Origin of the sequence: Paraburkholderia sp. GAS33 (assembly GCF_050436645.1) — a bacterium.
GTDB classification, from domain to species: domain Bacteria; phylum Pseudomonadota; class Gammaproteobacteria; order Burkholderiales; family Burkholderiaceae; genus Paraburkholderia; species Paraburkholderia phenazinium_B.
This window is the reverse complement of record NZ_JBNDMP010000007.1, coordinates 47,046-59,457: the sequence shown is the minus strand read 5'-3', so window position 1 is coordinate 59,457 and position 12,412 is coordinate 47,046. Positions and strand designations below refer to the sequence as shown.

13 protein-coding genes are annotated in these 12,412 nt (G+C 59.0%); 3 read left to right on the top strand and 10 right to left on the bottom strand.

Annotation, left to right across the window (positions count from 1 at the left end; genetic code table 11):
• Positions 1–182 precede the first annotated feature (182 nt).
• From clpX to tig, 3 genes are all read right to left on the bottom strand, one after another.
• A complete protein-coding gene (clpX, locus tag P3T24_RS21715; RefSeq protein WP_074264768.1) occupies positions 183–1,454 on the bottom strand; it encodes an ATP-dependent Clp protease ATP-binding subunit ClpX in 1,272 nt (423 codons plus the stop codon).
• Positions 1,455–1,634: 180 nt separating this feature from the next.
• A complete protein-coding gene (gene clpP, locus P3T24_RS21710; protein WP_074264769.1) occupies positions 1,635–2,288 on the bottom strand; it encodes an ATP-dependent Clp endopeptidase proteolytic subunit ClpP in 654 nt (217 codons plus the stop codon).
• Between the two features lie 166 nt (positions 2,289–2,454).
• Entirely contained in the window at positions 2,455–3,801 is a 1,347-nt protein-coding gene (tig, locus tag P3T24_RS21705; protein WP_074264770.1) for a trigger factor, read from the bottom strand.
• A 410-nt stretch (positions 3,802–4,211) separates the two neighbouring features.
• On the opposite strand from tig, the gene P3T24_RS21700 reads away from it, so the two are divergent.
• From P3T24_RS21700 to P3T24_RS21690, 3 genes are all read left to right on the top strand, one after another.
• Positions 4,212–5,357 (top strand): glycerate kinase, encoded by a 1,146-nt coding sequence (locus P3T24_RS21700; RefSeq protein WP_429405307.1) that lies wholly within the window; start codon positions 4,212–4,214, stop codon positions 5,355–5,357.
• A gap of 65 nt (positions 5,358–5,422) precedes the next feature.
• Positions 5,423–5,875 carry a MarR family winged helix-turn-helix transcriptional regulator gene (locus tag P3T24_RS21695; RefSeq protein ID WP_074264772.1) on the top strand — a complete coding sequence of 151 codons (453 nt, stop codon included), beginning with the start codon at positions 5,423–5,425 and terminating at the stop codon, positions 5,873–5,875.
• A gap of 250 nt (positions 5,876–6,125) precedes the next feature.
• Positions 6,126–7,316: an acyltransferase family protein gene (locus tag P3T24_RS21690; protein WP_429437748.1), complete on the top strand. Its 1,191-nt coding sequence runs from the start codon at positions 6,126–6,128 to the stop codon at positions 7,314–7,316.
• Between the two features lie 25 nt (positions 7,317–7,341).
• Here P3T24_RS21690 and P3T24_RS21685 read toward each other — a convergent pair whose 3' ends face one another.
• The 7 genes from P3T24_RS21685 to P3T24_RS21655 all read right to left on the bottom strand — a co-directional run bounded on the left by P3T24_RS21685 (position 7,342) and on the right by P3T24_RS21655 (position 12,361).
• The gene (locus tag P3T24_RS21685) at positions 7,342–9,129 is read right to left on the bottom strand and encodes a beta strand repeat-containing protein (protein ID WP_429437745.1); all 1,788 of its coding nucleotides are present in this window, start codon (positions 9,127–9,129) and stop codon (positions 7,342–7,344) included.
• Positions 9,126–9,929 (bottom strand): patatin-like phospholipase family protein, encoded by an 804-nt coding sequence (locus P3T24_RS21680; protein WP_429437744.1) that lies wholly within the window; start codon positions 9,927–9,929, stop codon positions 9,126–9,128. The genes P3T24_RS21685 and P3T24_RS21680 overlap by 4 nt, the downstream gene beginning before the upstream one ends.
• Positions 9,926–10,213, bottom strand: coding sequence for a hypothetical protein (locus tag P3T24_RS21675; RefSeq protein ID WP_429437741.1), 288 nt, complete (start codon positions 10,211–10,213; stop codon positions 9,926–9,928). Before P3T24_RS21675 ends, P3T24_RS21680 begins: the two co-directional genes overlap by 4 nt.
• The gene (locus tag P3T24_RS21670) at positions 10,210–10,482 is read right to left on the bottom strand and encodes a hypothetical protein (protein ID WP_429437739.1); all 273 of its coding nucleotides are present in this window, start codon (positions 10,480–10,482) and stop codon (positions 10,210–10,212) included. Before P3T24_RS21670 ends, P3T24_RS21675 begins: the two co-directional genes overlap by 4 nt.
• A complete protein-coding gene (locus P3T24_RS21665; protein ID WP_429437737.1) occupies positions 10,479–10,985 on the bottom strand; it encodes a glycoside hydrolase family 108 protein in 507 nt (168 codons plus the stop codon). The genes P3T24_RS21670 and P3T24_RS21665 overlap by 4 nt, the downstream gene beginning before the upstream one ends.
• A complete protein-coding gene (locus P3T24_RS21660; protein ID WP_429437735.1) occupies positions 10,978–11,298 on the bottom strand; it encodes a hypothetical protein in 321 nt (106 codons plus the stop codon). Before P3T24_RS21660 ends, P3T24_RS21665 begins: the two co-directional genes overlap by 8 nt.
• A 184-nt stretch (positions 11,299–11,482) precedes the next feature.
• Positions 11,483–12,361 carry a hypothetical protein gene (locus tag P3T24_RS21655; RefSeq protein ID WP_429437733.1) on the bottom strand — a complete coding sequence of 293 codons (879 nt, stop codon included), beginning with the start codon at positions 12,359–12,361 and terminating at the stop codon, positions 11,483–11,485.
• Positions 12,362–12,412: the final 51 nt, after the last annotated feature.

Genomic DNA, 12,412 nt, shown 5'->3' with positions numbered 1-12,412 from the left:
ATTTCCCCATGAGTGGTATCAGTTCGTTCGATAGGTGAGGCCTGCAAAAACGATTACAAGGCCTCCGCGTGTGGGAAAAGTTCAGTGACTCCAAAGGAAACACAACCATCCTAACCCAAGATAAACAAAAAAGCCGTTCACGTTGCCATGAACGGCTTTTTTTGCAAAACCTTTAAAGCCGATCAATTCGAACCCGCAACCTTGGGTGCGTCTTCGTAGATCAGTAGAGGTTTACCGTCGCCGTCGATGACGTTGTCGTCGATGATGACCTTGCTAACCCCTTTCATCGTCGGCAACTCATACATCACGTCCAGCAACGCCTGTTCCAGAATGGAGCGCAGACCACGCGCACCCGTCTTCCGACGGATCGCCTTGCGTGCAACCGCCTGCAATGCGCCAGGACGGATCTCGAGTTCGACGCGTTCCATGCTGAACAGCTTGTGGTACTGCTTCACGAGCGCGTTCTTCGGTTCGACGAGAATCTTCATCAGAGCAACTTCGTCGAGCTTGCCGAGCGTGGCAACCACCGGCAGACGGCCGATCAGTTCAGGAATCAGCCCGAACTTGATCAGATCTTCCGGCTCCACTTCGCGCAGCACTTCGCCGGCGTCACGGTCCTGCTTGCTCTTGACGCTGGCCCCAAAACCGATACCCGTCTTTTCCGTACGGTCGACGATGACCTTTTCAAGGCCATCGAACGCGCCGCCGCAGATGAACAGAATATTAGTCGTGTCGACCTGGATGAAGTCCTGGTTCGGATGCTTACGACCACCTTGCGGCGGCACCGACGCCATCGTCCCTTCGACCAGCTTCAGCAACGCCTGCTGGACACCCTCGCCCGACACGTCGCGGGTAATCGAAGGGTTGTCCGACTTGCGGCTGATCTTGTCGATTTCGTCGATATAGACAATGCCGCGCTGGGCCTTGTCGACTTCGTAGTTGCAGTTCTGCAGGAGCTTCTGAATGATGTTCTCGACGTCTTCACCGACATAGCCGGCTTCCGTCAGCGTCGTTGCATCGGCAATAACGAACGGGACGTTCAGAAGGCGGGCGAGCGTCTGCGCGAGCAAAGTCTTACCGGAACCGGTCGGGCCGATCAGCAGGATGTTGCTCTTCGACAGCTCGATTTCGTCCTTCTTGTCGAGATGCTTGAGGCGCTTGTAGTGGTTGTAAACGGCCACTGCAAGAATCTTCTTCGCGCGTTCTTGCCCGATTACGTACTGATCGAGAATTTCGCGGATTTCCTGCGGACTCGGCAGATCGGACTTGGACAGGCCCGCTTCAATGCCCGCGCCTGCTGCTTCGTCACGAATGATCTCGTTGCACAGGTCGATACATTCATCACAGATGAATACCGACGGGCCGGCAATCAGCTTTTTGACTTCATGCTGGCTCTTGCCGCAAAACGAGCAATACAACAGCTTTTCGCTGTTAGAACCTTTCTTGTCCGCCATAGATGTGTGAGCCTCCGGACACTCGATTACATGATACGCCGTTTGCCCCTGCCTCGCAGTTGGGGCGAATGAGCAAAAGCAGTGACGGCGCTTGCCGCAGGCGCTTGGACGATTCTAATTATTTCACACCATAAACGGGCGTGTTCTCGCCCTCAAAAACGGGGCGAAAACCGCGCCGGATCATGGACGCTTATGCAACACCTGATCGACGAGGCCGTACGCCTGGGCGTCGTCGCCCGACATAAAGTTGTCGCGATCGGTGTCGCGAGCGATACGCTCGACCGGCTGACCGGTGTGATGCGACAGCAACTGATTCAACCGTTCCTTCAAATACAGGATTTCACGGGCCTGGATCTCGATATCCGATGCCTGACCGCGCGCGCCGCCGAGCGGCTGGTGAATCATCACGCGTGCATTCGGCAGCGTGAAACGCTTACCCTTTGCGCCGGCCGCCAGCAGGAACGCGCCCATGCTGGCCGCGAGGCCCATGCACAGCGTCGACACGTCCGGCTTGATAAATTGCATCGTATCGTAGATCGCCATCCCGGCCGAAACCGAACCGCCCGGGCTATTGATGTAAAAGCTGATGTCCTTGTCCGGATTTTCGCTTTCGAGGAACAACAACTGCGCGACGACGAGGTTGGCCGTCTGGTCGTTCACTTCACCGACCAGAAACACCACGCGTTCCTTGAGCAGACGCGAGTAGATATCGTACGAACGCTCGCCACGGCCGCTCGTTTCCACGACGATCGGCACGAGTCCGAGCGCCTGTGCTTCGAGATCCCGCGACGACTGGGAGGTCAACGTGTCCAGCATTTGGGCGCGAAAGGTCATGCAATGGGTCCTTGTCTGGGAATATTTATCAGGTACCGGACAGGTAAGTACGACAGCGCAGTATTCAAGTGCGCCGACCCCGGCGAACCCCGCTCAACACGACGCTTTATAAAAAAACGGCGTGCGGGCCGTCGCTCCGACAGCCGGCACGCCGTTGCAGCGACGTTTACGCTTGCGCCGTTGCGCTTGCCAGTTCTTCGAAGCTTACTTCCTTGTCCGTCACCTTGGCCTTGCTGAGCACGAAATCGACGACGTTGGCTTCAACGACGTAGGCTTCCATTTCTGCAAGGCGCTGCTGGTTGGAATAATACCAGCGGACGACCTCCTTCGGGTCTTCGTAGCTTTTCGCGAATTCGTCGACTTCGGCACGAATCTGCTCCGGCTTCGCCTGCAGCTCGTTGGCCTTGACCAGTTCGGCGAGCACGAGGCCCAGCTTGACGCGGCGCTCAGCCTGTTCCTTGAACATTTCTACAGGAATCGGCGCGTCGGCGGCGTTCGGCACACCACGTTGCGTCAGATCCTGACGCGCCATTTCGACGAGACGCTGCTGGTCCTGTTCGATCAGCGCGTTCGGCACGTCCAGCTCCGAAATCTTCAACAGCGCGTCCATCACCTGGTTCTTGACGATGGATTGCGTGCGGCGCTTCGCTTCGCGCTCGAGGTTGTCCTTGATTTCAGCGCGCATCTTCACCAGATCGCCGTCTTCGATGCCGAGCGATTTAGCGAATTCAGCGTCGATTTCCGGCAGGTGCGGCCACTCGATCTTCTTCATTGTGATCGTGAACTGCGCCGTCTTGCCGGCGACGTCTTTGCCGTGATAGTCGGCCGGGAACGCCAGGTCGAATTCCTTCGCTTCGCCGACTTTCAGGCCAAGCGCTGCCTTTTCGAATTCCGGCAGCATGCGGCCTTCGCCGAGCACGAACGCGAAATCTTCCGCGCTACCGCCCTGGAACACTTCGCCGTCGATCTTGCCGGCGAAGTCGACCGTCACGCGGTCGCCGTCTTTGGCTGCGGTGTCTGCACCGCCGTCGCCATGTTCGCCGGCGTCGCCGCGGGCGTGGAAGTGCACGCGCTGCTTGCGCAGGATGTCCAGCGTGCGGTCGATCTCCGCTTCGCTGATGGTGGTCGTGGTGCGCTCGATCTCAGCCGTGGAAACGTCGCCCAGCTTGACTTCGGGGTAAACCTCGAAGGTTGCGTCGAAAGCGTAGTCGCCTTCCGCTGCATCGACCTTCGGCGCGAAGCTCGGCTGACCCGCGACGCGCAGGTTCTCGGCGCGGCTGATGTCGAAGAACTCCTTGCCAACCTTGTCGCTTAGCACTTCGGCTTCCACCTGGCCCGAATACTGTTGCGTCACCATCTTGAGCGGCACCTTGCCAGGGCGGAAGCCCGGCATGCGCACATTCTTCGCGAGTTGGCGGATACGCGAGTCCACTTCCTTCTGCACGGTGTCTTTCGGCAGGGAAATCGTGACGCGGCGTTCGAGCTTGCCGAGGTTCTCAACAACGTTAGCCATGGCTTCAATCGTCCTAAAATTATTCGAGCGAATCAGTTATCTTCTTCGTGCCGCTATTCGACGTCGCTTCGCATCTTGCGTCACATCGATTCAGCGCCTGCGCCGCGGGCTTGCAGGCCACCGGCAGCACGGTTTGGGTCTAAAGAGCCGAATATTTTAGCAAACTATTCGCGCGCTTAGCCGGGATTCGGAGTTTCGCGCCCATTTTTGTCCAGTTTCCTGCGGGTTTCGGGTCGGTTTAGAGCCGTTTTGACGGCCTGGGCCCATGTTTGCGCCTCTTCAGTCACTCCATTCCGGCTATGCTGTTCGACGTATTCAGTCGCGCGCGGCATGCTGATAAGCTAGCGGACGCGTTGGGCTAGCGCCCGCCCGCACCGCCTCCGCACTGAATTCAACTATCAAGAGACACCATGCCGAATCTGTCGTCCGCGCCCGTCGTCGTCATTGCTCCCGATTCTTTTAAAGGCTCGCTTGGCGCCGAACAGGTGGCGCAAGCCATCGCGTCCGGCGTAGCGCGTGCGCGGCCCGATGTCATCGTGCGCATCTGCCCGATGGCCGACGGGGGCGAAGGCACGCTCGACGCCATGCTGACCGGCGGCGGCGAACGCCGCGTCCTGAGCGTGCGCGGCGCCGCGGGTCCTGTGCGTGAAGCAGCCACAGGGCTGACAGGCGACGGCAGCGCGATCGTCGAAACGGCCGAGATCGTGGGCATTACCGATCCTGTCGGCATGGGCGTACCGGTTGAAGCACGCAGCTCGCGCGGCATGGGCGAAGCCATTCGCGCACTGCTCGACCTCGGCGTGCGGCGCTTCTTCGTGGCGCTCGGTGGCAGCAGCACGAATGACGGTGGCGCGGGATTGCTGGCAGGCCTTGGCATGAAGCTATTCGATGCCCAGGGCGAGGAACTCGAGCCGACACCCGAGCAGCTTGCCCGGTTGGCTCGCGTCGACGTCTCGCAACTGGATGCGCGACTCGCCGATACGACATTCGTCGGCATGTCAGACGTGGACAATCCGCTCACGGGCGAACATGGCGCCACTGCGATCTTCGGGCCGCAGAAAGGCGTGAAACCCGAACAGATCACGAGCGTCGACGCGGCCCTCGCCCGCTTCGCCGATCTGCTCGAACCGGCTCTCCAGCGCACGGCTCGCAACTTGCCAGGCGCGGGCGCAGCCGGCGGTCTGGGTTTCGCGTTGCATATGCTCGGCGCGCAGTTCGAACCGGGCGCGGAAACCGTGGCTCGCCAGATCGGCCTTGATGTAGCGCTTGAAGGCGCAGACTGGCTGATCACGGGCGAAGGCCGCTCGGATGTCCAGACGCTGCACGGCAAGGCGCCGTTTATCGCCTGCGCGCATGCACGCGCCTTAGGCGTGCCGGCCACGTTGTTGTCGGGCGCAGTGGACTCCTCCGCGCTGCCGCGCCTTGCCGAACATTTCAGCGGCTGCTTCTCGCCGGCGCCCGGCCCGATCACACTCGAAGTCGCGATTCGCGATGCCGCGCAGCTGCTCGCCAACGAAGCCGAGCAGCTGACGCGTCTTAGATACGGCGTGCGTTGACCGGTGAGGCGGTTGCGGCAACAATCACAGCGCCACGATCGCTTTCACTCACCATCGGGACGACCATGAAGGCCTCCGCCAAAGCCGGGCTCGAACAGTTTCTGACATACCGTCTGCACGTATTGAACAAGCTTGCCGAACGCGGCATCGGCGAGCGTTATCAGGAGAAGCTCGGTGTGACATTGCCGGAGGCTCGCGTGATTGCGTCAGTGGGATCGTTTGGGCCGTTTTCGATCATGGACCTCGCGCGGCATGCAAACCTCGACAAGAGTCAGGCAAGCCGCGCGGCCGAAGCGCTGATCAACCAGGGGCTCGTGCAGCGCGAAGCGAGCGAAGAAGACGGACGCGTCGTGCTGATTTCGCTGACTGTTGACGGACGCGAGCTGTACCGCAAGATCATGCCGATCGCCCGCAAGTGGAACGTCGATCTGTTCGACTGCCTCAACGAGGAAGAGAAAGCGGCGTTCGGCGACGCGCTCGACCGCATTATCGAAAGCGTGCAGGCACGCGCGGAGTAACCGGGTAAGCGGTTCCGTGGCGATTGGTTGTGCGTGCAACCAGTAAGTAAAAAGCCCCGCCAGTCATCGACTGGCGGGGCTTTTTAAATACTTGGTGCGAGGAAGGGGACTCGAACCCCTACAAGATGGCTTGTACAGGCGTCCGGACATGCCATGCTGGCAAAAAGCTGTCATTGAGCGCACGAAAGCGTTTGTAAGAAAGTCCTGATAGGATCTGTCTTACAAAACATTAATAGCGCCGAGGGCTGCAGTGACAATCCTTTCAACGTGGCCGACCCTTGCTATCATCGGCCTGGCGGTCCTTGTTTTATCGGCGCCACGCGCCTTCTCGTTTCTCGATTCCCCGGCGGTCGCCCACCGGTACCGCACAGATTCTATCGACGGGCTGCGCGGCATTCTCGCGAGCTCAGTGTTCTTTCATCACATCACGATGTTGGGGTTCGACATCACCCACCACACAAGCGGCCTGACGCCATCGCGCTTCTATTCCTTCCTTGGATCGGGTGCCGTGTCGATGTTTTTCATGGTTACCGGCTATCTGTTCTGGGGGAAGCTGCTCGAGCAGCGCGACACCAGGTGGCTCGATCTGTATGTCAATCGCGTATTCAGAATCTACCCACTCTACGTGGTGCTGATCCTCGCATATTTCTCGGTGGTGTTTATCCGCGCCGGTCGGCCGGCGGATGTGTCAGTCTCGGCGCTCACCGGTGCGGCCGAGTGGCTCGCGTTGGGCGCAGTCAGTTACCCGGCGCCGTTCCTCAATCACGGTGAATTTCTGGGTATGGTAGGAGCGACCTGGAGCCTTCACTACGAGTGGATGTTCTATTTTTCGCTACCGTTCCTGGCTATCTTCGCGCGCGAGAAGTCCGCCGTCGCGATGACGGGCTCTGCACTGTTACTCCTCCTGTTCGGCGGAAGCATCGTCAGCGAGCCATACAACTTCTTTATGGAGAACTTTCTGGTCGGCATGTTCGCCGCCAGCCTGCTAAAGTCCTTCCCTAAACTGAGGGGAGATTCTCCGGTACGGTCGATCGCGGCTCTCGCTGCGGTGCTGGCAGCAATAACACTGTTTGCGCAGCCCTACTCACATGCCATGTCCCTACTGCTAGGCATCGCCTTTTTTCTAGTTGCTGCCGGCAGCTCAATTTTCGGGCTCCTCACCACACCGGGTGCGAGGCGCCTCGGGAATATCAGCTACAGCATCTATCTTCTGCATGGATTCGTCATCATCTGTGCCGGGCAGTTTTCTAGATATCTGACAAACCTCACATTCTCACCGCGCCGGTTCTGGATCGTGACGCTCCTCACCTATGGGGTCGTCGTGCTTATCTCTATGGTCACGTACTACGTAATCGAGAGGGCCGGCGTCAAGCTTGGCCGGCGCATTGGCGAGCAACTGACACACAGATGGGGCCGGCACGAATATGCGCCGGCCAAATAATCTTCGAGGTTGCCCGCCAGTGAATTCACGGTGCTAGTGTAAGCGACCAGCTCGCTGCAGTCGTGGCCGCTCCCGAACCGGTCGCGATCTGCACGTCGTACTCATTGCCGAGCGCCAATCCTACTATGTGCGTAGTGTCGGCGCACGCGCTCGCTGATCCGGTAATGGTGCATGTAACACCGGTAGAGGCCCCGTTGACTCGCAATGTCGCAGTCGTGGTGATACTACCACCTGGAGCCGATGTCAGTTTTATCGAAAGATTGCCGGCTGTGAGCGGCTGGCTTGCAATCATCCACGTGCTTGACTCCGTGGTTGTTGCGAGACACATCCCCAGGTAATAGGTAGTGGCAGCTGCAAGGCCGGCGCCGCAGCCGTTCCCGCTTACGTTTGCTCCGTTCTTGAGCACATAAGACGTCGAAGTATTGCTGAAATTTACTGAATTACCGGCAAACGAATTCTCCCCTATCCCCCATCCATTTGCGCTGGAGGAAAGCGATATGCCGGTTCCAAGGGAATTGAAGATATCCCCGGTTATTATGTTGGACCCCGCTCCCGCAGCCAATACGGCCACGCCGTTCGGCGATGCAGGAGAAAAGCCGGGCAGAAACTGGTTATTCGAAATATTATAGTCCGTGGCCGACGCATTGTTTATAACTACGCCGCTATTTGACCCTCCAACATAAAAAAGATTATTGGTTATTGACGCGTTAGTAAGCACGCCAGCTACAGATATATCGTTTGAATAAGTTGAAAATTGCGAGTTGCCGACAGCAAGTTGAACGACCCCGGCGCTGGCTGAGCTTGGGACGACAATTCCTTGGTTATCTTCTTCAAAATTTGTGGCCGTTACTGAAACTCCCTGCGCCCACAAGCCCATGCTGAGGCCTACGTTCTGGAACAGAAAATTACATCCAACAAAGTTATGAACGACGGATGCGAGTGTCGACGAGGTTCCGGAAATCGAAACTCCGGTTCCTAGTCCTGTGCCCGCTCCGATTGCGCCGCCCCAGTAATCGCTGATATAAGCGATATTAGAAACTGCAAAAACCGACGTGCCAACATTCCAGTATTCGGTCGAAGCGGTGCTATAGCCGGTCGCGCCGATAAATGTGACGTCCGTAATGTCGCTCTGAGCGGTGTTCGCCTCGTTGCTGATTGACGACGCACCTTGCGTGATGGTCAGTCCCGTACTTGTTCCGACACCCTGAGTCGCCAGCGTGAGCCCGCGAATATGCACCGAGGAACTGTAATCCTTCGTGGTGATCGTAATGCCATTGACGCCTGTCGGGAACGTAAGCGTCGTTACATTCGAGCCAGAACCCTGAAACGTGATTCCGGTGTTGGTCGTGGTGATCGCATAGGCGATATTGCTGTTCGCCAGAAAGTTACCAGGCGGAAACAGCACGTAGTTCGACGCTGCGAGCGCCGAGGTGATGGCGGAAGCGCTATTGGCGGCGCCGGTTGGGTCCGCTCCCCACCACACTGGGTTGGCGTAGCCCAGCGCCGTGCACCCAAAGCCGCCAGTCAGGCGCACCCACGCCTGCCCGACCGTGCTGGAACAGATCGCATTGAACAGCCCAGAAGGCGTCGTTGCGACCGGTGCGGCTGCAGAGCCTGATACGTTCGCGAGAACATTGCCGGTGGCGATTGACGCGAGCGGGACATTCGCCCAACCAGGAGCGGATGCGGGTCCGTTTGAAACGACCGCCTGACCAGCCGTAGAACTGGCCGGATTGAGGAGCTGAACCGGCAGCGACGTAGCATGCGCCAGCGAGGCAATCAGCAGTGCTAAGTAAACAATGATTTTTTTCATAGTGCCTGAAGCGCCTTGATGGTGGTTTCATAGCCGGCGTCAAACAACTGCTGACGCTCGGCTTGCGGCATCGTCTTGTCGAGGCTCTCAGCGGTGCCTGTGTTGACGCGGATAATCTTCACGCCAGAAGCTTCGCCGTCCGTGATGTGGGCGTCCTCGCTCGAGGAAAGGAGCATGTCGATGAACCTCGGCATGGCCTTGATCAGCGAATAGTCCGCCGGCAGCATGACTGATTCGTCGGACGACAGGTCAACGCCGATGCGAAGCACGTCGTCACCGCGGGTCAGGATATCGCTCGGCATGTTATTGACCATGCCCCCATCGAACAGAATCGCGTCGCCGATGATCACCGGGTCGTAGATACCCGGGATACACGCCGAAGCGCGCGCGGCGAGCGCGATCGGCGTATCGGGCGTCAGCTCGTTACTAAACACGAAGGGTTCTTTCGTGCCGATGTTCGACGCCATGATCTTCAATTTGACGTCGAGACTGCGGAACGCGGCCCCGCCGGTCTGGTGCATCAGGAAGTTGAGTAGCGGGCCGCCGTTCGAATACGACTTCGCCCGCAGCAGGTTGAGCAGCGAGAACGACATCATGGGCGCCCAGTCGAGCGTGAGCGCCAGATCCTTCAGGGCAGCCAGAGACATGCCGGCCGCCGCCAGCATTGCCACAATCGAGCCGCCCGACGTTCCAGCGTACTCGATCGGGGTATAGCCAGCGGACGCCACTGCATGCAGCGCGCCGACATGCGCCGGTAGCAGGAAGCCTGACCCGCTCAGGGCGACGCGGATCGGTTTCATTGGCCGACCGGAGCAGATGCGGCAGCCGCTGCGGCAGCTGAAGCAGACGCAGCGATGCCGGGTTGCGATGCGCAGAACACCCCGTTCACGCCGGTCGCCACAACCGCACCCGGATTGGCTGTCGCTGTTGACGCCGCGACCAAGGTCGGTTGCACGACATCACAACCCGCGTTGATGAGCGTTGCAGTCTGCGCAAGGTCGGTGTCGAGCTGCTGTTGCGTCAACGTGTTGCAGCCGGCAAGCGCGCCAGCGAGGAGCAAAACTGCAAGGATGGGCTTTTTCATGGTGACTCCTTCAGTGGAACAGTGGGAAGGCCGGGTTTGGCCGCTTGCTGCGGAGCAAACTGCTGCAGCATTTGCATCATCACGTTCACCGGAATCTGTTGCTGCGGGCCTTGCAGGTTCGTGATCGTGTGATAGGCACCAAGCGCACCGAGCGCCCATTTGATCGATGAGATCAAGTCCGCCGGGTCCTGCTTGAAGAAGTAATCGAGCAGCGCCCACAAAAGGAACAGGAGAGCGTAGGCACCGTATTTCAGGTAGTTCTGGTTCATGCGGCCCCCAGCATGAGATTGGCGGCGATGCGCATCATCCAGCCGCCAGCGAAGGCGGGAAGATCGCGACACTTGGCAAGGTAGTCGAGCCGGTATGAATCGAATCGCATGATGATCTGACGTGGGTCGAGCGCCTTTACTGCGGCCACCGTCTGAGGTCCGATTGCGCCATCCGGCCGCACGCCTGCGGACTGTTGCAACCACTGCGCCGGGTGACCGCCGTTATAGGCAGCGTCGAACACCTGCTCGCCGATGCGCGGGTCGAACTCATCGCACTGGTACTTGTCCCAGTAGTCGCGCTTTGCGATCGCCTTGCACTGGTCGAGCGTCAGCGCGCGGATGTCAAGATCGGGATAGGAGGCGGCCGATATTCCGTGGTTCGTGCCGCGGCACGCGCCGACGCCCACCTTTCCCGAAGTCCAGTTGCCCGGATCCTGTGGGTTATTCGTGAACCCCTTCTCGACACCCATTACAGTGGCGAAGGCGTCATCAAAGCTAGGCATGGTGATCACCATTCAGTTTGTCTTTCACGCCGTCGACCTTCACTTCCAGTCTGGTCAAGGCGCTGAAGATGTTGTTTTCCAGGCGCTCCATCTGCGCATGCTTCGCGTAGTTCTCGGCGACGTGCGTCTGGAACCTGAGAAATTCCTTCTCGTTGACGTCGACCTGCTCGGCCAATGCATCCAGGCGGGCGTGCGCCGTTTCCCCTTTCTGCGATGCGTGACCGAAGTGCCCCGTCACCATGTTTCCGATCCACACCAGCACGACGCCAACGATCGTCGCGAGGATCAGGCCCAAACCACCGTCCCAGGTCATGATTGGCCCTCCACGATCTTGCGAGCTGCCTCAAGCAGTTCTGGATGCAGGTGGTCAACAGGCGCAAAGAATTCGACTGCGATGCGCACGCCACTCTCCCGATCGAACTCATAGCGCTTTACGTTCGGGCAAAGCTTGTCGTGAAAATGGCCGCACCATTCGCAGGCGTTTCGTGGATCCAGAGTCATATCTGTGCCCCCGTGGAGTTGACCCACCCCGTCGGCGAAAGCGCCGCCTTCGTTATTGGCGTGCCGTACGCACTGAGTGAGTGATCGAGATAGGACCAGCCGTCGGGCGCAGTCGCAGGCCGCTGAGCTGTCGTGCCGCTAATAGCGAATTCGAGCTGAGGCGCGCCAACAGTGCCGTTGGTGGGGGTGCCAACGGATAACGACGTGCCGACGCGAATCAATACTTCCTGCGTACCAAAAGGAATCGGCGAAGGGAATGTGACGACATCACCGGATACGGTTGCGCCGAACTGGAACAACCCATCGAAATAGGGGGCGATATTCGCGTTTGAACCCGGCGCGACAGGGAGCGTGAGTTGCGTCGTCACGCCGCCGGTGAAGCCGCTGCCCGACAGGAATGTGAAATCCTGCATGTTCCCGGCGCCGACACTCGCCGTGACCGGGTACGTTATTGCGTTTCCGTTCGAATCAAAACCAACCAGGGTATTGGCCCGCCCCGTCACGCCAGGAAGCACAAGATCGACCGCAGTAACGCCGATCGGAACCTGCAGCGAAAGCTGCATCTGGTTCGCCAGTTGCTGGCATATCATCGTCAGCAGGTCCAGTGCTTTCTCGACTACATTCGGGTAATACCCGGACTGGTAAACGAGACTCGTGAGCTGCTGGAGAGGAACAATGCGTTCGATCGTGAGCGAGGTGCCGGACGCGATCGGGCTCCCGCTGAGCGGATAGGTGACCGATCCCCCATCCGGCGTCCCGATGCCGGTCGTCGAATACGAGTTTTGCGCCAGCAACGTCACGCTTCCGTTGACGTCTGTGTAGTAGACGTACAGCTCGGAAGCGAGCGGAACCGGGAATGAGAAATCGAAACTCATCGTCGCGCCATTTCCCTGGCACACGACAGCGTTCGAAGTCGTTGAAATCGT